The 19,655-nt window shown below is 65.1% G+C and carries 20 protein-coding genes and 1 other RNA gene; 5 read left to right on the top strand and 16 right to left on the bottom strand.

The window, feature by feature from the left end; genetic code table 11:
- Nucleotides 1–22: 22 nt before the first annotated feature.
- Complete coding sequence (gene rmuC, locus AAA969_RS02175; protein ID WP_338243142.1) at nucleotides 23–1,486, bottom strand: DNA recombination protein RmuC; 1,464 nt, start codon at nucleotides 1,484–1,486, stop codon at nucleotides 23–25.
- Between the two features lie 188 nt (nucleotides 1,487–1,674).
- Between rmuC and AAA969_RS02170 the strand changes: the two genes are divergently transcribed.
- Both AAA969_RS02170 and AAA969_RS02165 read left to right on the top strand, forming a co-directional pair.
- A complete protein-coding gene (locus AAA969_RS02170; RefSeq protein ID WP_338243140.1) occupies nucleotides 1,675–2,793 on the top strand; it encodes a GNAT family N-acetyltransferase in 1,119 nt (372 codons plus the stop codon).
- A gap of 99 nt (nucleotides 2,794–2,892) precedes the next feature.
- Nucleotides 2,893–4,020 carry a PQQ-dependent sugar dehydrogenase gene (locus AAA969_RS02165; protein ID WP_338243138.1) on the top strand — a complete coding sequence of 376 codons (1,128 nt, stop codon included), beginning with the start codon at nucleotides 2,893–2,895 and terminating at the stop codon, nucleotides 4,018–4,020.
- A 21-nt stretch (nucleotides 4,021–4,041) separates the two neighbouring features.
- Here AAA969_RS02165 and AAA969_RS02160 read toward each other — a convergent pair whose 3' ends face one another.
- The 6 genes from AAA969_RS02160 to AAA969_RS02135 all read right to left on the bottom strand — a co-directional run bounded on the left by AAA969_RS02160 (nucleotide 4,042) and on the right by AAA969_RS02135 (nucleotide 8,036).
- On the bottom strand, nucleotides 4,042–4,761 hold the full coding sequence (locus AAA969_RS02160; RefSeq protein ID WP_338243136.1) for a queuosine precursor transporter: 720 nt from the start codon (nucleotides 4,759–4,761) through the stop codon (nucleotides 4,042–4,044).
- A gap of 70 nt (nucleotides 4,762–4,831) precedes the next feature.
- The gene (gene recR / locus AAA969_RS02155; RefSeq protein WP_338243134.1) at nucleotides 4,832–5,437 is read right to left on the bottom strand and encodes a recombination mediator RecR; all 606 of its coding nucleotides are present in this window, start codon (nucleotides 5,435–5,437) and stop codon (nucleotides 4,832–4,834) included.
- Between the two features lie 16 nt (nucleotides 5,438–5,453).
- Entirely contained in the window at nucleotides 5,454–5,777 is a 324-nt protein-coding gene (locus AAA969_RS02150) for a YbaB/EbfC family nucleoid-associated protein (protein WP_338243131.1), read from the bottom strand.
- On the bottom strand, nucleotides 5,774–7,606 hold the full coding sequence (locus AAA969_RS02145) for a DNA polymerase III subunit gamma/tau (RefSeq protein ID WP_338243128.1): 1,833 nt from the start codon (nucleotides 7,604–7,606) through the stop codon (nucleotides 5,774–5,776). The genes AAA969_RS02150 and AAA969_RS02145 overlap by 4 nt, the downstream gene beginning before the upstream one ends.
- A 65-nt stretch (nucleotides 7,607–7,671) precedes the next feature.
- Nucleotides 7,672–7,770, bottom strand: an RNA gene (ffs, locus tag AAA969_RS02140) — signal recognition particle sRNA small type.
- 44 nt (nucleotides 7,771–7,814) lie between these two features.
- Entirely contained in the window at nucleotides 7,815–8,036 is a 222-nt protein-coding gene (locus tag AAA969_RS02135; RefSeq protein ID WP_338243126.1) for a hypothetical protein, read from the bottom strand.
- A gap of 136 nt (nucleotides 8,037–8,172) precedes the next feature.
- Here AAA969_RS02135 and nudC point away from each other — a divergent pair, with 136 nt between their 5' ends.
- Both nudC and AAA969_RS02125 read left to right on the top strand, forming a co-directional pair.
- Nucleotides 8,173–9,093, top strand: a complete 921-nt coding sequence (gene nudC / locus AAA969_RS02130; RefSeq protein ID WP_338243124.1) for an NAD(+) diphosphatase — start codon at nucleotides 8,173–8,175, stop codon at nucleotides 9,091–9,093.
- Nucleotides 9,094–9,243: 150 nt separating this feature from the next.
- Nucleotides 9,244–9,915 carry a c-type cytochrome gene (locus AAA969_RS02125; protein ID WP_338243122.1) on the top strand — a complete coding sequence of 224 codons (672 nt, stop codon included), beginning with the start codon at nucleotides 9,244–9,246 and terminating at the stop codon, nucleotides 9,913–9,915.
- A 102-nt stretch (nucleotides 9,916–10,017) separates the two neighbouring features.
- On the opposite strand, the gene AAA969_RS02120 is transcribed toward AAA969_RS02125, so the two are convergent.
- The 3 genes from AAA969_RS02120 to AAA969_RS02110 are packed head-to-tail and all read right to left on the bottom strand — an operon-like array spanning nucleotide 10,018 to nucleotide 12,608.
- Nucleotides 10,018–10,869 (bottom strand): C40 family peptidase, encoded by an 852-nt coding sequence (locus AAA969_RS02120; RefSeq protein WP_338243120.1) that lies wholly within the window; start codon nucleotides 10,867–10,869, stop codon nucleotides 10,018–10,020.
- Entirely contained in the window at nucleotides 10,809–11,210 is a 402-nt protein-coding gene (locus tag AAA969_RS02115; protein ID WP_338243117.1) for a MarR family transcriptional regulator, read from the bottom strand. Before AAA969_RS02115 ends, AAA969_RS02120 begins: the two co-directional genes overlap by 61 nt.
- A 33-nt stretch (nucleotides 11,211–11,243) precedes the next feature.
- Nucleotides 11,244–12,608 (bottom strand): leucyl aminopeptidase family protein, encoded by a 1,365-nt coding sequence (locus AAA969_RS02110; protein WP_338243115.1) that lies wholly within the window; start codon nucleotides 12,606–12,608, stop codon nucleotides 11,244–11,246.
- A gap of 102 nt (nucleotides 12,609–12,710) precedes the next feature.
- On the opposite strand from AAA969_RS02110, the gene AAA969_RS02105 reads away from it, so the two are divergent.
- Nucleotides 12,711–13,505: a tetratricopeptide repeat protein gene (locus AAA969_RS02105; protein WP_338243113.1), complete on the top strand. Its 795-nt coding sequence runs from the start codon at nucleotides 12,711–12,713 to the stop codon at nucleotides 13,503–13,505.
- Here the strand turns inward: AAA969_RS02105 and AAA969_RS02100 are convergent.
- The 6 genes from AAA969_RS02100 to AAA969_RS02075 form a co-directional block, all read right to left on the bottom strand.
- On the bottom strand, nucleotides 13,502–13,939 hold the full coding sequence (locus AAA969_RS02100; protein ID WP_338243111.1) for a hypothetical protein: 438 nt from the start codon (nucleotides 13,937–13,939) through the stop codon (nucleotides 13,502–13,504). The genes AAA969_RS02105 and AAA969_RS02100 overlap by 4 nt on opposite strands.
- Nucleotides 13,940–14,021: 82 nt before the next feature.
- On the bottom strand, nucleotides 14,022–14,531 hold the full coding sequence (locus AAA969_RS02095) for a hypothetical protein (RefSeq protein ID WP_338243109.1): 510 nt from the start codon (nucleotides 14,529–14,531) through the stop codon (nucleotides 14,022–14,024).
- A 62-nt stretch (nucleotides 14,532–14,593) separates the two neighbouring features.
- Nucleotides 14,594–15,589, bottom strand: a complete 996-nt coding sequence (locus AAA969_RS02090) for a type II secretion system F family protein (protein ID WP_338243107.1) — start codon at nucleotides 15,587–15,589, stop codon at nucleotides 14,594–14,596.
- 7 nt (nucleotides 15,590–15,596) lie between these two features.
- On the bottom strand, nucleotides 15,597–16,592 hold the full coding sequence (locus AAA969_RS02085) for a type II secretion system F family protein (RefSeq protein ID WP_338243105.1): 996 nt from the start codon (nucleotides 16,590–16,592) through the stop codon (nucleotides 15,597–15,599).
- Between the two features lie 4 nt (nucleotides 16,593–16,596).
- Nucleotides 16,597–18,126 carry a CpaF family protein gene (locus tag AAA969_RS02080; RefSeq protein WP_338243103.1) on the bottom strand — a complete coding sequence of 510 codons (1,530 nt, stop codon included), beginning with the start codon at nucleotides 18,124–18,126 and terminating at the stop codon, nucleotides 16,597–16,599.
- 7 nt (nucleotides 18,127–18,133) lie between these two features.
- The gene (locus AAA969_RS02075) at nucleotides 18,134–19,648 is read right to left on the bottom strand and encodes an AAA family ATPase (protein ID WP_338243101.1); all 1,515 of its coding nucleotides are present in this window, start codon (nucleotides 19,646–19,648) and stop codon (nucleotides 18,134–18,136) included.
- Nucleotides 19,649–19,655 lie beyond the last annotated feature (7 nt).

Below are 19,655 nucleotides of genomic sequence, written 5' to 3'. Positions count from 1 at the left end.
ATAATGGCACTGGCTTAAAGGATCAAGAATCGACCGCTTCCGGCGCTGTCAGAGCAGGCTTGGGCGTGGTGTCCGCGCCACCGGTCTCGGCGCTCTCGTCGGCACCGGCCGCATCGAGATACTCCGACGGCAGCGATTTGCGGGCATTGGCGCCGAGCGATTTGAGCATTTCGGTCTGGCGCACCAGATTGCCGCGACCCTCGACCAGCTTGCCCTTGGCCGCGCTCCAGGCGTCCTTGGCGCTGTCGATGCGCTTGCCGACGGTATCGATGTCGGAAACGAACCCCTCGAACTTGTCGTAGAGCGCCCCGGCGCGATCGGCGATCTCGATCGCGTGACGGTTCTGGCGGTCGATCGTCCACAGGTTTCCCACCGTCCGCATCGCCATCATCAGCGTCGTCGGCGTGGCAATCATGACATTGCGGTCCCAGGCATAGCTGGACAGTTCCGGATCGTTCTGCAGGGCCAGCGAGGCCGCGCCCTCGAGCGGAATGAACATCAGGGTGAAATCGACGCCCTCATAAAGCTTGGCGTAATCCTTGTCGCCGAGCGCCTTGATGTGCGCCTTGACCGAGGCCAGGTGCTGTTTTAGCGCCGCATTGCGGGTCTCGTCGTCGTCGGCATTCACGCAGCGCTCGAAGGCTGTCAGCGAGACCTTGGAATCGATCACCAGACGATGGCCGCCCGGCATCTCGACGATCACGTCGGGACGCAGCAGGGCGCCCTCGGCATTGCGCTCGGTCGACTGGGTGAAGAAATGCTCATTGTCGCGCAGACCCGCCCGTTCAAGGATCGAGGCCAGCACCATCTCACCCCAGTCACCCTGGACCTTGGACGAGGAACGCAGGGCATTGGCGAGGTTCTGGGCGTCCTCGGACATGCGCGAGGCGTCCTTGCGCACCGTCTCCATCAATTGCTTGATCTCGCCGGCATGCCCATGACGCTCCTTGGCGTCGGTCTCGACCTTGGTGCGGAACTCGGTGAGCTGTTCGCGCAGCGGCTTCAGCAGGGTCTGCAGGTTTTCCGTACTCTGCTTGTTGAGTTCGGCACCGGAGGCCTTGAGAATTTCGTTCGCGGTGAGCTTGAACTGCTCGCTCAGACGCTCACGCGCCTTTTCAAGCTCGGCCAGTTTCTCGCCGTGATGACGCTGAGCAGCGTCATGCTCGGTCTTGAGCGCTTCATGGCGGGCATTGAGCGTATTGCGCTCGGCGGTCACGGTCTCCAGCGTCGCGCGCAGGCGATCGCGCTCCTCGACCACGCCGTCGAGCCGCGCCGCGGCCTCACGGGCTGAGGCGAGATCGAGCGCGGTGGCTTCCTGGCGACGGCGCCAGTCATCACGTTCCTCGCGCAGCCGATCCAGCTCCGAGGTATCGACCGGACCCGTTTCAGCCGGCTTGCGGACAAGCAGGACAACAAGGACGACCAGCACGACAGCGACGCTGCCGAGAATGAGCCAGGTCTCGAGAGAAATATCGGTGAGGGTCACGGTCGGTTTCACTTTCCTGCTTGCGGGCATTCTGGATGAGTCGGAGGAAGCGGACCAGCAATCAGCCCTCATCCGCGCCCACCCTGCCCGATGCCCGCGACAAAACCTGTCACCCAACCCCGGCTTGTGCCCTGGCACCCGGCACGCGGCTTGCTTGACGACCGTCAGGGAAACGCGGGAGAGACAAGGTGCAGACGAAAATCGTCTCAATCGAGGACATTTCAGCCAGCCAGGTCGTGCAGTGGAACAAGTGGGCGTGCCCGAATGGCAAGCTCATCAGCCCTTATCTGCGTTTTGAATTCGCCGAGACGGTGGCCCGCGCCCGCCCCGACGTCCGGGTCGCGGTGATCGAGACGGCCGGCAAGACCATCGGCTTCTTCCCGCATCACAGGGCCCATGGCGGCATTGTCCGGCCGATCGGCGCGCCGATGAGCGACTATCAGGGTATCATCGCCGCCGACCCGTCCCTGATTGATCCCAAGCCGGTGGTCCGCGCCGCCGGCGGTTCGGCACTCGTTTTCGACAATTGGCACGGTCCGCTCGAGCCCCTCGACGCCCACAATGCGGACACCAGCGGCAGCCATGTCGCCGATATCGGCACCGATGGCGCGGACTTCCTCGAAGCCCGTCGCGCCCTGCACAAGGATCATTTCAAGAAGACCGCCCGCCGGACCCGCGCTGCCGAGCGTGATTTCGGACCGGTCCGCGTCACACTGGGGGATCCGGAAGGCAGCGCCTTTCGCGCCCTGAGCACCTGGAAACAGAACCAGTATCGCGATACCGGCAAGCTCAACGTGTTCGGGATCGACTGGGTCCAGACCGTGCTGACCGACCTGCGCCGCCGCGAGGGCCAGGAATTCTCCGGCCTGACAGCCGCCCTGTGGTTCGGTGATCGCCTGGCTGCAGTCGAGTTTGGCCTGGTTGCCGGCGATATCTACCATTCCTGGTTTCCGGCCTATGATCCGGAGCTGTCGCGCTATTCACCCGGCCTGCTCCTGCTGCACGGCCTGTTTGAACAGGCCCCGGCGCGCGGCATTCGTCGCGTCGATCTCGGCACCGGCGGCGATCATTACAAGAAGCATTATGCCAGCCACACAGTGCCCCTCGGGCAGGGCCGCGTCCTGTCGCCGGGCCTCGCGGCCCTGGGCATCCGGACCTGGGAGCTGGCGGAACAGACCGTCGAACATGTGCCGGGCAAGATCGGCGCCCTGCCCGGGCGCCTGCGTCGGCGCTGGGCCCAGGTCAGCGCCTTCCAGCCGCAACTTGCGCCCCGCCTCGCCAGCTTTGCCGGCTCAATCGCGCTTTAACAACACCGCCAAAAATCGGCGGATCAGGTGCATGCCTGCCTACCCCGCTCGCGCCAATGCGCTAGTTTGTGTGCTGTCGCGTGGAGCAGGGAGTATCGCATGCGTTTCCTCATGGGCTTGACGGCTGCGGCCGTGATGACATCGGCCGGCCTGGCACAATCGGACATTCATGAGACCGAACAGGCGGATTTCCGGGTCGAGACCGTCGCCGAAGGGCTCGAATTCCCGTGGTCCATGGCCTTCCTGCCGGATGGCAACATGCTTGTCTCCGAGCGCGAGGGCCGGCTGCGGCTGATCGAGAACGGAACGATGCGCGCCGACGCGATAAGCGGCCTGCCGGATATCCTCGTCGAGAGACAGGGGGGGCTGCTCGGCCTCGCCGTCCACCCGGACTTTGCCAGCAACCGACTGGTCTATTTCGCCTATGCCGAAGGCCGTGCGAATGCCAACCATACTGCGCTCGCGCGCGGGCGGCTCAGCGATGATGCGTCCACGCTGGAAAGCGTCGAGACCTTGTTCCGGGTCAATTTCGACAAGGAGCGCGGCTTCCATTTCGGCGGGCGACTGCAATTCCTGCCCGACGGCACCCTGCTGCTGACGCTCGGTGATGGCGGCCTGCATCGCGACGAAGCGCAGAATCTCGGCAATCATCTGGGCAGTGTCATCCGCCTGAATGACGACGGCACCGTCCCGTTCGACAATCCGTTTGCCAGTGCTCGCGGCGCCCAGCCGGAGATCTACAGCTATGGCCACCGCAATGTGCAGGGCATCACGATCAACCCGCAGACCGGGTCGGTCTGGGCACATGAGCACGGCGCCCGCGGTGGTGACGAGATCAACATCCTGGAAGCCGGCAATAATTACGGCTGGCCGCTGATCACCTACGGGATTAATTACAACGGCACACCGGTCTCCGACGCGACCCATGGCGAAGGCCTGGAACAGCCGATCTGGTTCTGGGATCCGTCGATCGCGCCGTCCGGCCTGACCTTCTATACCGGTGATGGTTTCGCCAACTGGCAGGGCGATGCCTTTGTCGGCGCCCTCGCCGGCTCCATGCTGGTCCGCCTCGAGGTCGAAGGTGACCGGATCATCTCGCGTGAGGAATTGCTGGTCGAGCGCGGCGAGCGCATTCGCGATGTCGCGACCGGCCCGGATGGCAATCTCTACCTGCTGACCGATGATCTGGAAGGTGCCGTTCTGCGTCTGGTCCCGGTCATTCCCTGAGCCGGCCGCCCGGCACCGCGATCACCCCGTCAGATCGGTCAGTTTCCGGCCTTCCGCGATATTGCGCAGAAGGTAGACCAACGGCGTATCGAAGGCGGCGGCCAGAAGCTTCACGATGATCTGACCGAGAATCAGGCTGCCAATCACCGACCAGCCCTGGGTGCCCGCAAAAGCGACGGTCACGAAGATCATGCTGTTGAAGATCTGCGACGCCATGGTCGAGATGTTGTTGCGCAGCCAGAGCCGGTTCTTGCCGGCATCCTTCTGACGCAGGTGATGGAAGATCAGCACGTCGGCAAGCGCGCTCAGACCGAAAGCAACCATGCCGGCAAGGTTGATGCGGTTCCCCGACGAGAAGACATCGACAAAGGCGGCCTGCTGGACCTCGGTCCAGTTACCCGCCGCCGTGATGAAGGGGAAGACGTCTTCCGCGTGCATGGCGTAGAGCAGGAGCAGCAGGATCAGGAAGCGCATCAGAACGCCGACGATCACGACGCACAGCGCATAGGCGCGGCCCCAGACTTCCGAGATCACATCCGTCGCCAGATAGGTCAGGCCGAAGGCGATGGTTCCGGCAGGCACGAGCACGGTCAATGGACCGAAATGAAAGGCCTGGATCTTGACCGAGGTGATCGCGGCCAGCACCAGCGCGACCATGAACAGGCCGGTGCAGAAAAACAGGATGAAGGTGCGCGGTGTCACGCGCAGCGTCTCCGGCCCACCGGCGTCTTGATTGGTCATCGGCCTCACCCCGAAATCCCCTCCATTTCATGAAAAGGATAGGGCGAAATTTCCCGGAGAACAGGATCGGTCAAACGCTAGACCGGCTGCGGAAGGCTGCGGCGAGTGTCCCGTCGTCGAGATAGTCCAGCTCACCCCCGACCGGCACGCCCCGCGCCAGGGACGTGATCGAGACCCCGCAGCCGGCCATGCGATCGGCGAGGTAATGTGCTGTGGTCTGGCCGTCGACGGTGGCGTTGAGCGCCAGCACGATCTCGGTGACCTCGTCCCGCGCCGCCCGCTCGACCAGCTTGGTGATGTTGAGGTCCTCCGGACGGACGCCGTCGAGCGCGGACAGCACGCCGCCGAGGACATGGTAGCGCCCCTTGAACGCCCCGGCCCGTTCCAGCGCCCACAGATCACCAACGGTCTCGACCACGCAGATGGCGGCATCGAGCCGGTTGGGCGCAGCGCAGACCGTGCAGGGGTCAGCCACATCGAGATTGCCGCATTCGCTGCAAGCCCGGATCTTGTCGGCCGCGTCAGCCAGTGCATCGGCGAGTGGACGCATCAGCGCGTCCTTCTTGCCGAGCAGGTTCAGGGCGGCGCGCCGCGCCGAGCGCGGACCAAGCCCGGGCAGCTTCGCGAGCAGCGAGATCAGGCGTTCGATTTCAGGGCCGGCAGAGGCGGATTTCATCGCGGAGACAGCGCGCTCAGAACGGCATCTGCATGCCGGGCGGCATTTGCAGGCCGCCGGCGGCTTCCTTCATGATCTCCTGCTGGGCGGCATCGCCCTTGCGGCGGGCGTCGGCATGCGCCGCCTTGAGAAGGTCTTCGAGGATTTCCGGTTCTTCCGGATCGAGAAGGCTCTTGTCGACATCGATCGAGACCATGTCGCCCTTGGCCGTCAGCACGACCTTGACCAGACCGGCACCGGCCTCGCCGGTCACCTCGGTCTCGCCAAGCCGGGCCTGCGCCTCGACCATTTTCTCCTGCATGGCCTGCGCCTGTTTCATGAGGCCCATCAGGTCTTTCATGCGCGTTTCTCCGTTGTTGCGTCGCTGGCCGTCTCGTCATCCGTCACGGGATCGCGGACAGCAATGATCTCGGCCCCCGGGAAGAGCCGCAAGGCTTCGGTCACCGCCGGATCACGGCGGGCTTCCTCGAGCCGCTCGGCCTTCAGGCGCTCGCGGCGCTCGGCCCAGGTCTCGCCGCCCTTGAGTGAGCCATCCGCGAGGATCATCCAGCGCTCGCCGGTCCATTCGAGCAGACGGCGCGACAGGCGCTGGGCGAGGTCGCGGGGTGCGTCCTCCAGCGGCTGGAAGCTGAACGAGCCGGGCTTGAAGGCCGCCGGGCGGACATAGCGTTCCATGTCGGATTGCAGACCGATATCGCGCTTCTCGCGCAGCATTGTCATCAGGGCTTCCCAGGTCTGGGGCCCCGAGATGGCGGGCGCCTCCTGCTCGACCGCACTGACCTGTTCCGGTTCGGTAAGGGCGCGATGGGGGGCCGGTTCGGACGGACCATCCGCAGCAGCAGCGTGCGGTGTATCCGGCGGGGCCGGCGCAGCGGCCGGCTCAGGCTTTCCCGGCGCCTCCGCAGGCGCAGCAGCGCGCGGCAGGCCCGCGAGCACGCGGGCGGCATCCTCCGGCGGCGGCAGGGATGCGGCGGAGGCGAGCCGCAGCACCGTCATCTCGGCAGCGGCCAGCGCATCCGGCGCAGCGCGCACATCATCGAGCCCGGTCAGCAGGATTTTCCACATCCGGGTCAGCTGACCCAGCGACTGGCTTTCGGCCAGTGCGACGAGGCGCGCCACGGTGTCCGCCGCTTCGCCCAGATCGGCTTCAGGACCAGCTGCTTTTACACGGGCGGTGGCATGGACATAGTCGAGCAGGTCGCGGGTAATCACCACCGGGTCACCGCCGGCATCGTGCAGCGACGTCAGCTCCCCCAGCGCCGCTGCCGTCTTGCCGGTCAGGGTCTGTTCAAGCAGGTCGAGCACGCGGGCGCGGTCGGCGAGACCGAGCATGTCGCGCACTTGCGGTGCGCTGACCGGCCCATCGGCATCACTGCCCTGAACGATGGCCTGGTCGAGCAGGGAGAGCGCATCACGGACCGAGCCCTCGGCGGCGCGCGCGATCAGCGACAGGCCGTCGCGCTCGACCGACGCGCCCTCAAGACCGCAAATCCGCTCGAGGTGATCGGTCAGGACCTCGCGGTCGATCCGCTTCAGGTCAAAGCGCTGGCAGCGTGACAGCACGGTCACCGGGACCTTGCGGATTTCGGTCGTGGCGAAAATGAACTTGGCGTGCTCGGGCGGCTCCTCCAGCGTCTTCAACAGGGCGTTGAAGGCGGAGGTGGAGAGCATGTGCACCTCATCGATGATGTAGACCTTGTAGCGCGCCGAGACCGGGGCGTAGCGCACGCCCTCGAGAATCTCGCGAATGTCGCCGACCCCGGTACGCGAGGCAGCGTCCATCTCCATCACATCAACATGGGCCGAGCGGGCAATGGCGTCGCAATGACGGCCCGTCTCACCCAGCGCCATGGATGGCGCGTCGACCGTATCGGTCTCGAAGTTGAGCGCCCGCGCGATCAGGCGCGCGGTCGTGGTCTTGCCGACCCCGCGAACACCGGTGAGCATGTAGGCGTGGGCAATGCGGCCTGCGGCGAAGGCATTGGTCAGCGTCCGGACCATCGCGTCCTGGCCGATCAGGTCCTCGAAGGTGTTGGGCCGATATTTGCGCGCCAGCACCTGATAACCCGGCGCCGGGCCGGCTCCCGGCTCGGTCGCGGGCAGGTCCAGCCCGGGCATAAGGACGTCGCCCGCTCCGTCGGCATCAGTCGGGAGCGGCGTATCATCCATGACAGCTCATCGGGTTGGCGGTTCCAGGGCCGCGCCGGCGGGCGTGAGCCGCGCTGCGCAGAGAAGGTGGAAGACCGGACAGCGACCCGAACGAAAACTCGTTACGGCTGCTTCCTTCCGGACCTGACCGGGTTGGCGAGGCGCTCGTCCACCGCCGATCTTCCGCCCCCTATATCGCCCGCCAGAGGCTGGTGTGCAAGGCGTGCCGTCATTGTGTCTGCAGGACATCGCCCTCACCGCACAGCGCCGCCGCCCGCAGGAAACGGACATGCTCATCGAGCGCCTCGACAAGGCCCGCATCATCACCCGCCTCAAGCAGGAGATCACGCCAATAGCCGGTCACCCGGGCTTGTGTTTCCAGCCAGTCCCGCACCGCCATCCGGGTATGGATAGCTCTCGTCGGACAGCTGCTGCCATTATCAGACTTCATGATCCTTCCTCCTGGCATCAGCCTTATTGAGAATCATTCTCAATAACAAGCCCCATATTGCTGCCCATGCCGGAGCTGGCTATGCCTGCGAGCAAGGCGGCGCTCCGGCGTCGCGGTTTGTCCGACGGAGAACGCCATGAATGATCGCAGCCTGCTCGCCGGCCGGGACCCGCTCGTCTTCGCCGGCTCCCCGCTCGATCGTGGCGACCAGCTGCGTCGCGACGAGGCCCGTGTCGAGGCGCTTCTCGCCGGCGATGAGGGCTGGTGGATGGGCGTTGTCGAGGGCGACCCGGTTTTTCAGGGCGAAAGCGGGCTGTACTGGTTCCGTCGGAGCGAGATTGCGTCCCTGGCTGACATGGCGGCCGGGCTCTTCCTCGGGCACTACAAGGGCTCGCCCTGCTTTGCTGCCACAATCACACAGGCCGACATGCTGCCACTGGGTAGCGAGATCGTCCCGGCCCGCCAGGCCGCCATGGCCCTGAGCCATGACGAGGCCGCGATCTATGCCCAGGCGAAGGCCCTGCTCGGCTGGCATGCCCGCAACGGCTTCTGCCCGGCGTGCGGGACGGCCACCCGTATCAAGTCCGGCGGTGGGCGCCGGATCTGCACCGGCTGCGAAACCGAGCACTTTCCCCGGGTCGATCCGGTCGTGATCATGCTGGCGACCGATGGTGATCGCTGCCTGCTGGGCCGCCAGAGCGCCTGGCCGGACGGCATGTGGTCGGCGCTGGCCGGCTTCGTCGAACCCGCCGAGACGCTGGAAGAAGCGTGCGCCCGCGAGCTCGAGGAGGAATCCGGCGTCAAGGTCGACATTGCCGGTATCCGCTACGTCATGGGACAGCCCTGGCCCTTCGTCTCCTCCTTGATGATCGGCCTCGTGGCCCCCGTTACAGACGCGACCATCAGCGTCGACCCGCACGAGCTGGAACAGGCGCGCTGGTTCACCCGCGACGAGGTCCGGGACATGCTGGCCGCCCGGCATCCGGACGCCGCCATGCCGGCCTCGATCGCGATTGCCCGGCGCCTGGCCGAGCTCTGGGCCGATGAGGTGATCTGATCGGGGTCTCACCGAGAACCGCTATCCCGTGCAAAACTGCCCGTGCGTCGTGATAACGCATGCACAAGAGCGCGTTGCGGTGTTGCCTGTCCGCGCGGCCCGTGCCAAACACAAGTCGATTTTTCAACCTGATTGAATTTGGGGGCGTCCATGGGCGAACTCTTCTGGAACAAGGTTGCCGGCGTCGTGCTTGCAACAGTGCTGGGTGTCCTGGCGATCACCGAACTGGGGCATCTCCTGGTTCCGTCGCACGCCGCAGACGAACTGACGGCCGAGAACACGGCTTACCCGGTTGACTGGGCTGCGCTTGAAAGCGGTGCCAGCAGCGAAGCTGTGGTCGAAGAAGGCCCGACTGATTACGGCCTCGTCCTCGCTTCCGCCGATATCGGCGCCGGTGAGCGCGCGGCCCGCCGCTGTGCAGCCTGTCACTCCTTCGAGCAGGGCGGCGCCAATGGCGTGGGCCCGAATCTCTGGGGTGTTGTCGGCGCCGACATCGCCAACCATGCCGGGTTCAGCTATTCCGGCGCCCTGCAGGGCCTCGAAGGCAGCTGGACCTATGCGGCGCTTGACGCCTTCATCGAAAATCCGGCCGGCTACGCTCCGGGTACGGCGATGTCGTTCCGCGGCCTCGGCAATGACGATACCCGTCATGAGCTGATCGCCTATCTCCGCTCGCTGTCGGACAATCCGATGCCGCTGCCGGCCCCGCTGGCCGAGATGGAATCGGAAGACGATGTCGACGACGCCATGGGCACGATGTCGGACGATGCTGAAGACATGGGCGAAACCGCCCAGGACATGCCGGAAGGCGACGGCCAGTAGGCTTCGCCTCCAGCGGACAGAATCAAGCCCCGGTCATTGGCCGGGGCTTTTTTCTTGCGCGGGGAGCCGACCCTGACCTCGCGGCGACCACCCGGCCGATACTCAAACCGGTCGGTAGATCGCCCGGACAGGATTTTCAGCCGCCCGGATCCGGGCCTCGGCTTCGACAAAGGGCTCCAGCGTAACATCCATGGTGCTGGCATTGGCGTGCAACAGATGCTCGCTATCGGTCATGATGCCGACATGGCCGGGCCAGAACACGATATCGCCGCGCTGACGCTCGGAAACTCCCGTGACATCTGACCAGGCCGCCGCCAGCGCAGCCTCCTGCTGGTCCGCATCCCGCGGCATGATCTGACCGGCAGCCTGCAGCGCCATTTGCACAAGCCCGGAGCAGTCCAGCCCGAGGCTCTCCTTGCCGCCCCACAGATAGGGCGCGCCGAGGAAGGCCTCGGCCACCGCCACGAAATCTCCGGCGGTCTCGCCAATCGGCGCCGTATGGGCCTCGATCACCCAGCCCAGCCCGACAGCCTCGACAAAGCGCCCGTCGCGACGGCCGGCCCGGAAGCGGGCATTGAGGCTGAGCAAATGGTTGGGCGCGGTCTTGATGCTCGGTTCGCTGAAGGCATAGGTGCGCAACACGCTGACCTGGCGGTCGACCGGATGGATTTCGGCAGACAGGCCGGCGAGATCGACCCAGCCGACATAGCCGTCGGCGCGCGAGAAGCCCCAGGCCCAGCCATCCACCGTCTCCAGCACGGCAAAGACTTCACCGGCGAGGAGCTGATCGTCCATTGCCGCATGGGCGTCGGCGGATTTGCGGATCGGCGCCGCCGGAATGACGACCTGATAGTCAACCGGATCGACATAGCGCTCCGCCTCGACGCGGCCCTTCAATTCAGTGGCGGCGAGATCGGGGCGGGCTGGCGTAAGACGGGGATCCAGCTGGGACATGAACGCGTTTCCTCGGCACGATGAGCGACGGCTTCGCCATAATCGTACAGGAAAACCGCTCCCTTTACAGTGCGATGCACCGAAACATCGCGCCCGTCCGCGCGATCGCGCTTGCGCCGCACAAAACCCTGGCGTTCGAGCACGTCAAGCGCCCGGGTGACGGCCGGCTTGGGCAGGTCGAGCTGACGCGCGAGATCCCGGATCGCATGCGGTCCCGGCTTCATGAAAATGGCGAGCAGCAAGGCGAATTGCCGCGCGGTCAGATCGGCCGCAGCCCCGCGGACAGCGTCCGCGGACACGCGACGCATCATCTCAAGCGATGTCATCGCCTGTGACGGCATGACGAAACTCCAGGGGCGGCCTGATCGGGTTGATCAGCCCTTATTCTGGAATCGCTCCTTGAGCATTTGGTAAACGGCGCGCGCGGCGTGCATGTCGCCGCCTTTCGGGCGACCGGGGCGCGGCTTGGGGTTCCACGCGAAAATGTCGAAATGGACCCAGCGCGCATCACCGACAAAGCGGCGCAGGAAGAGGGCCGCAGTGATCGAGCCGGCCATCGGTGTGGCGGCGCTGTTCACCAGATCCGAGATCTCGCCGTCCATTTCGCTTTCATAGCCGTCCCAGAGTGGCATCCGCCAGACCGGGTCGGACACAGCCCCCGCACACTTGGCCAAGGCTTCGGCGACGCCATCATCATCGGTATAGAAAGGCGCGACTTCAGGTCCAAGGGCGACACGGGCTGCCCCGGTCAGGGTCGCGAAATCGAGCAGGAGATCGCACGGCTCCTCGGTCGCCCGCGCCAGCGCGTCACCCAGCACCAGTCGGCCCTCGGCATCGGTATTGTCGATCTCGACCGTGAGGCCCTTGCGGGAGTCGAGGATGTCGCCGGGCCGGAAAGCGTCGGCGCCGATCGCGTTCTCGACCGCCGGGACCAGCAGGTGCAGACGGACCGGCAGCTTGCCGGCCATGATCATACGGGCCAGCCCCATGGCATTCGCCGCACCGCCCATGTCCTTCTTCATCAGACGCATGAATTGAGCGGCCTTGATGTCGAGACCGCCAGAGTCGAAACAGACGCCCTTGCCGACAATCGCCACACGCGGATGGTCCGCCTCGCCCCATTCCAGTTCGAGCAGGCGCGGCGCTTCGCCGGCGGCCCGGCCGACCGCGTGGATCATCGGGTAGTTCTGGGCCAGCAGATCATCGCCGCGGGTGACCCGGACGGTCGCGCCAAACGTCTCGGCCAGAGCGCGGAAGGCAGCCTCGAGCCCTTCCGGCCCCATCCGGTCAGCCGGCGTATTGACGAGGTCACGGGTCAGATGGACCGCGCGGACAATCGAGCGGGCTTCCTCAAGGTCGGCACCTTCCGGCGCGACCAGGCGGGCGGCCTCGCGCGGCGCCGGCTTGTAGGTGGTGAAGCTGTAGCTCCCCAGTCCCCAGGCGGTCGTGGCGAGGGTCGCATCCATCGCCGCGGGCAGCGCCTCGATCTGCCAGTCGCCTTCCGGCAGGGTCAACGGCGCCGCGCCGAGGACGAAAGCGTCCTTGCCGCTGCCGATGCCCAACAGGGCCGACGCCTCACCGCCGTCGGGCAGCAGCACGATTTGCCCCGGCTTACCCTTGAAACCGGCCCCGAGGCCGCGCTGATCAGCGGGCAGATCGGCGATCACCGCAGCCGCGTCGGCCTCGCCGACGAGGCGCAGCATGCGGGCATTGGGAGCGGTCTGGATCAGGGCGGTCATGGCACTTCCTTTCATGGACCCGAAGGGATCGGGCGGATTAACGCATTCTTGACCGGCACAGCCCAGATTCAAGTCATGCTTAACAGTGGCCCGGTTCATACCATGCGTAATGTCTTCGCTCTCGCTCCGATCAGCGCGCTCCTTCTCGCGTCCTGCGCGACCACCGCGCCGACCGAACAGGAACAGGCCGTCATCGACTCGATGAACGCCAACAGCATCGTGCCGGCCTCGGCCAGCGAGCGCCAGGCCGTGCGCAGCCAGGATGTGCTGACCCAGGCGGCGTTCTGGGCCGAAGCGCACGAGCTCAACCCGTCCGACCTTGAAGCGGCGCTGGAACTTTCTCGCACCCTTCGCCAGCTTGGCAATTACCAGCGCGCCAGCGAAGTCGCCCGGCAGACGCTCGCGCTCTACCCCGACAATGCCGATCTCCTGCTGGCCCACGGCACCGCCCTTGCTGCCGCCGGTCGCGGGGCAGCCGGTGTCGAATCACTGCGCCGGGCCAGCCAGATCGACGCCACGAACTGGCAGATCATGAATGCCCTCGGCATCGCCCTCGAACAGGCCGGTCAGAGCGAAGCCGCGCGCGGCGCCTTTCGCGACGCCCTGACCCTGTCGCCGGGGCAACCCTCGATCCTGTCGAACCTCGCCATGTCCTATGTGACGATGGGCGAACCGGACACAGCCGAGCGCATGCTGCGCGAAGCCATGGTCCGTCCCGGTGCCGACGCCACCGTGCGCCAGAATCTGGCCCTGGTGATTGCCCTGCAGGGCCGCTTCGCCGAAGCCGAGGAACTGGCCCGCGTCGATGTCTCGCCGCAGATGGCGGAGGCCAATATGGCCTATATCCGCGCCATGCTGACATCGCGGCGGCGGTATGATGCCGTTCGCGAGAACTAGGACCGGCGGGGCGGGGGCGTCCCGAGAACACCCAGCACGGTGATCATGACCACGGCCGACAGGGCGATGACATTGACGGTCACCCCCAGATAGCCGTTCATGCCCATGCCGATGAACGGGTTGCCGACCAGCATCAGCCAGTCGACCAGCGACACCATGAAGAACCCGCCATAAGCGAAGGCGGACCATTTCGAACGCCGCAACAACATGACCAGCGCCGCCACCGCGAGAATCACCGCGATCCAGAAAACCACTTCCTGCGCGACCGACATGCTGGCCACATAACCATAGGCGTCAAAACTGAACCACTCAGAGGGCCAGGTGCGGGTTCGCACCAGGAGTTCGAGAACAGCCCAGCGGCCATAGGTGAACGCCCCGTATCCGCAAAGCAGAACGGTTCCCCAGTACAGCGCAGCCGCGCGTGTTATCTTCATTGTGTGATCCCGCAGACCGGCATCGTCGCCTCGCTCGTCATCATTTTAGCGCAAGTACGAGCGCCAGCGTGAGGGGAAAATATCAGCCCGGTTCGCTGGGAACCGGCGGCGGCGGCGGAGGCGGTGGCGGCGGTGGCGGCGCGACCTCGATGTCATCAACCACCTTGAGCGGGAAATCCTTGCGCAGCAACGGCGTCACCAGCGTGTGATCGAAGCGGAAATCCTCGACCAGCTCGCGCAGCTCGACCGGCGCACGACCATCCTTGCTGGCTTCACTGCCGCGATAGAGAGCGTACAGGTGGAGATAATTCTTGTCATCCCGGGACAGCGAGGTGTCTTCGAGGCGTGAACAGACGGCGATCAGCTTTTGCAGGCCCGGCTTGCGCTTGCCCGCCTTCAACTCGATCATCGCGGCGGCCAGCGCGACCTTCCATCCCATGTCGACGAAATGGGTTTTCGGCGCGTGCGACAGCGCCTTGCGGGCGGCGTCGATATCACTGGCAGCCAGCGCGCTCATCGCCTCACCCACAGCGGCATCGGCGCTGCGGATTTCCTCGCGGAGCTTTTCGGCTGTCTTGCGCCCGGAAAACATGGGCTGTGTCCACCTGTTCAACATCCACCTGGCTATTCAAGTAGCGCGCCAGAACGGATTCGTCACATGCTATTGATGCGGATGATGGCCGGGCCGAGGATGACCACGAACAAGACCGGCAGGAAGAACACAATCATCGGCACGGTCAGCTTGGCCGGCAGGGACGCCGCCTTCTTCTCGGCTGCCGCCAGTCGCATGTCGCGGTTTTCCTTCGCCATGACGCGCAGCGCCTGTCCCAGCGGTGTACCATAACGCTCCGCCTGGATGAGCGAGGTCACCACCGCCTTGACGCCGGGGTGGTTGGTCCGTTTGGCGAGGTTCTCATAGGCCGCCCGCCGCTCCTGCAGATAGGAGAGCTCGGCGGTGGTGAGCGACAATTCTTCAGCCAGTTCAATGGACTGCGAACCAACCTCGCTGGACACCTTGTGGAAGGCCGCCTCGATCGACATGCCGCTTTCGACACAGATCAACAACAGGTCCAGCGCATCCGGGAAGGCACCCATGATCGACTGCTGGCGCTTCGCAGCGAGATTGGAAAGGTAGAGGTTCGGCGCGTAATAGCCCAGCAGGCCGAGCCCGAAGGAGAAACACACGCGGGTGACCTGCGGCAGGCCGAAATCATTGATCATGAAGACATAGAACAGGGCCATGCCGAACAGGATGAAGGGCGAGAGCAGGCGGAAGAAATAGAAGGTGACCGCCGGCCGGCTGCCCCGCATCCCGGCCTGGGCGAGCTTTTCCTGCAATGCCGGGTCTTCGAAGGCCTTTTGCAGGTTGAGCGCATCGACGACGGTGTGGACCAGCCCCTTGGCCTCGGCGCCACGGATCGATCCCTTCCCGCCCCGCGCATTGGCCTCCAGGGCCTCGCGGTTCTTGCGGCGCATTTCCTCGCGGCGGTTGTTGACCGACTTGATCCGCTTGTCGAGCCGGTCGGTGCTCATCGCGGGAGCCGACAGCGTCACGATCGTCGCGAAGACCAGAGCGGCCGCCAGCAGGGCAATCAGGGACGCCGGGTCGGTCAGGAAATCGCGTATATCGGTGAAGCCAATGCCGAACATGCCCGCCTCAGATCTTGAAGTTGATCATGCCGCGCATGACCATGATGCCGATGAACATCCAGGTGACGCCACCGAGCAGCATGAGCTGGCCGGTCGGATCGGTGAACATCTGGCCCATGTAGGACGGGGTTGTCGCATAGACGATGCCGAGCACGCCGGGCGGCAGAGAGCCGATGATGGCGGCCGAGGACTTGGCCTCCGAGGACAGCGCCCCGATCTTTTCGCGCATCATCTTGCGCGAGCGCAGCACGGTGGAGAGATTGCCGAGCGTTTCCGCCAGATTGCCACCGGTCTTCTGCTGGATGATCAGAACCGTCCGGAAGAAGTTCAGCTCCGGCAGCGGCATGCGCTCGCACATGCGATCGAGGCCATCGGGAAGGGCGACGCCAACGGCAATGCCCTCGACCAGCTTCTCGAACTCGGTCCGAACCGGCTCCGGGCTCTCATGGGCGAGGATTTTCAGACACTCATTGAGCGGAAGGCCGGATTTGACGCCGCGGGTAATGACGTCGAGCGCGTTGGCGAACTCGGCCGAGAACTGTTTCTGGCGTCGCCCGCGCAGAAAGCCGAGCCACCAGCGCGGCAGTCCAAGCCCGGAGATCACACCGATTGCGGCGGTAACATAGAGGTTCTGGCCGGTGATGAAGGCGATCAGGAGGCCCCCGACGGCCATGCCGGCCGACACCATCCAGAACACGGCCGGCGTAAAGGACATGCCGGCCTGCTGGATGCGGGCCTTGATACTGAGTGACTTCTTGTGCCGGTCGCGCTGACGCTGCTCGAGATCCTTGAGCGATTCCTGGACCTGCCGTTTGCGCTGGGCGGCCTGATCGAGCGCTGATGTGTGCCGGCGGCCGCGCTGCAAGCTGCCCGGGCCGACGGCGCGGTTGATGCGCTTCTTGGACTGCGCATCGCCGGCCGCACCGACCGCAACCCAGCCAACTCCCCCGACCGCCATGAAGGCGGCCGCGGCAGCGAGAATGAAGGCCAGATCACCGTTCATCGCGTCAGGCCTCCGACGCGTCGAGGGCGTTGGCGAGCTCACGTTCCAGACCAAAATAGCGGGCCCGGTCCCAGAATTTGGGACGCGCAATTCCGGTCGAGGCATGCTGGCCGATGATATTGCCGTGCTCGTCCTCGCCCTTGATCTCGTACAGGAAGAGATCCTGCGTGACGATCACATCGCCTTCCATGCCGATCACTTCGGTAATGTGGGTGATTTTGCGGGAGCCGTCGCGCAGGCGGGCCGCCTGGATGATGACGTCGATCGAGCCGACAATCATCTCGCGAATGGTCCGGGCCGGCAGATTATAGCCGCCCATGGTGATCATCGACTCGATCCGCGACATGGCTTCGCGCGGTGAGTTGGCATGCAAGGTGCCCATCGAGCCGTCGTGACCGGTATTCATGGCCTGCAGCAGGTCGAAGGCCTCCGGGCCACGCACCTCACCCACGATGATCCGCTCGGGACGCATGCGCAGGCAGTTCTTGACCAGGTCACGCATGGTGATCTGACCGGACCCTTCCAGGTTCGGCGGCCGGGTCTCGAGCCGCACCACATGCGGTTGCTGCAGCTGCAGCTCGGCGGCGTCCTCGCAGGTCACGACGCGCTCGTCTTCCTCGATGAAACCGGTCATGCAGTTGAGCAGCGTGGTCTTGCCGGAACCGGTACCGCCCGAGATCAGGACGTTGCAGCGGGACGCGCCGATGATCGACAGGACCTTGGCGCCTTCCGGCGTGATGGAGTTGAACTCCACCAGGTTCTGCATCTGCAGCTTGTCCTTCTTGAATTTCCGGATGGTCAGCGTCGGGCCATCCAGCGACAGCGGCGGCGCGATGACGTTGACGCGGGAACCGTCCATCAGGCGGGCGTCACAGATCGGCGAACTTTCATCGACCCGACGCCCGACCTGGCTGACGATCCGCTGACAGATATTCATCAGCTGGGCATTGTCGCGGAAGCGGATATTGGTTTCCTCGAGCTTGCCATTGACCTCGATGAAGACCTTGTCGGCCCCGTTGACCATGATATCGGCGATGTCATCGCGGGCCAGAAGCGGCTCGAGCGGGCCAAAACCGAGCACATCATTACAGATGTCCTGGAGCAGCTGTTCCTGCTCGGCGATCGACATGGCAACATTCTTGATCGAGATGATCTCGGTCACGATGTCGCGGATTTCCTCGGCCGCGGTCTCGTTGTCCAGACGCGCCAGCTGGCCCAGGTCGATGGTGTCGATCAGGGCGTTGAAGATGGTCGTCTTGATCGCATAGTACTCTTCCGAGCGCCCGTTGGGCTCGGCCGCGCGCACGGTCCGCTTGGCGGCCTTGGGCCCGGTATAGGCACCCGGCGCGGGCTTCGCGACAGGCTTCGGCGCGGCTGCAGCGGCGGCCTGCTTGGCGGCAGGCCGCGATGCCGGCGCTGACAGGGCCTCGCGGCGGGAGGCCGGATCCGGGCGCGCCTCCGCCTTTGGCGCCGCAGCGGGCGGCGTCATCGGGGCAGTTGTGGGTGTCGGTCCTCCGGCGCGCTTGCCGAACATGGGCTGTCTAGCCTCCGAATAGTTTCGCGATGAAGGAACGTTTCGGCATCGCCACCGGTGTCCGGCCGGAGACGAGGCTTGCGAGGTGCGAGAAGCCGTCTGCGGCTTTCGACTTTGGATCGAGCTCGGTGATCATCTGGCCGTTATTGGCAGCCTTGCCGAACAATTGCGGCTCGAAGGGCAGCACCAGCGTCGGCGGCGTCCCCAGGGCGTCGGCGAAATCCTTGATCGGGATTTCCGGCCGCTTGGGCATGCCAGCCATGTTGATGACCACACGCGGCGGCTCGTCATTGGGACGGGCGCCCGCCACGAGGTCGAAAAGATTCTTGGCGTTCCGCAATGAGGCCAGGTCGGGCGCCACGGTGACGACAACCTGATCGGCTGCCAGCAGCGTCTGCTTGACCCAGGGCATCCACAGATGCGGCAGGTCGAGGGCCACGAAGGGCGCCTGGCGGCGAACCTTTTCGAGCACCATCTCATAGGCCTGTGGATTGAAATCCCATTCCTTGTCGAGCGTGGCCGGTGCCGAGAACAGGCTCAGGCGGTCAGTACAACGAACGAGGAGACGGTCCAGCAAGGCGTCGTCGAGACGGTCCGGTTCGGCCAGAGCGTCACCGAGCGTCTGCGCCGGGTCCTGGTTGAAATCGAGACCCGCGGTGCCGAAGGACAGGTCGAGATCGACCAGAACGGCGTCGGACTGCAGGCCTTCCGTCATCGCCCAGGCGCAATTATGGGCGACGGTCGACGAGCCGACACCGCCCTTGGCGCCTATAAAGGCGATGGTCTTGCCCGCGAAAGGCTGTTCGGGATCGAGGAAGAGCTCGGAAATGGTGCGGATGACGTGCATCGGCGTCATCGGCGGCACGAGGTATTCGCTGACCCCGCGCTTCATCAGTTCCCGGTAGAGACCGATATCATTGGAGGCACCGACGATGATGACCTTGGTGTCCGGGTCACAGACGCCGGCCAGCTCCTCGAGCTGATCGAACAGGCCGCGACCGCGCATCCCGCTCTCGATGATCAGCAGGTTCGGCGTCGTTTCGTCGTGATAGCGCTCGATGGCAGCCGGCAGGCCGCCCAGCTCGACCGTCACATGGGCCTTGGCGAGGCGGCGGTCATTGGCCGCATTGTGGATCAGCGCGCCAGTCTCCGGGCGCTCGCAGAAAGCCCCGATCGAGATCCGCGGGATCGGCTGGTCCGAGACCTCATTGCCGACTTCACCGTAGAGCGTTTCGCCGACCGACAGACCGGCGACTTCATCCTGCAGATCCTCGAAGATCGGATCGACCACGCGCTCGGCCGGTTGCGGGGCCGGTGCCAGGTCGGTCTCGGCGAGGAAAGGATCCGCGTCGCCGAAATCATCATCAAAATCGGGCGCTGCAGGGCGGGCCGCGGCCGTATGGTTCATGTCCTCGCGGGTCGCTTCGCCCAGCAGCAGGCGTTCGACATCGGCCGCGTCCAGGAACGGATCATCCCCGTCGAGGAAAGGGTCTTGCTTCAGTGCGCGATTGCCATCCGTCATGATCAGC

Origin of the sequence: Maricaulis maris, assembly GCF_036322705.1 — a bacterium.
GTDB lineage: Bacteria > Pseudomonadota > Alphaproteobacteria > Caulobacterales > Maricaulaceae > Maricaulis > Maricaulis maris_B.
This window is presented reverse-complemented; position numbering and strand designations above follow the sequence as displayed.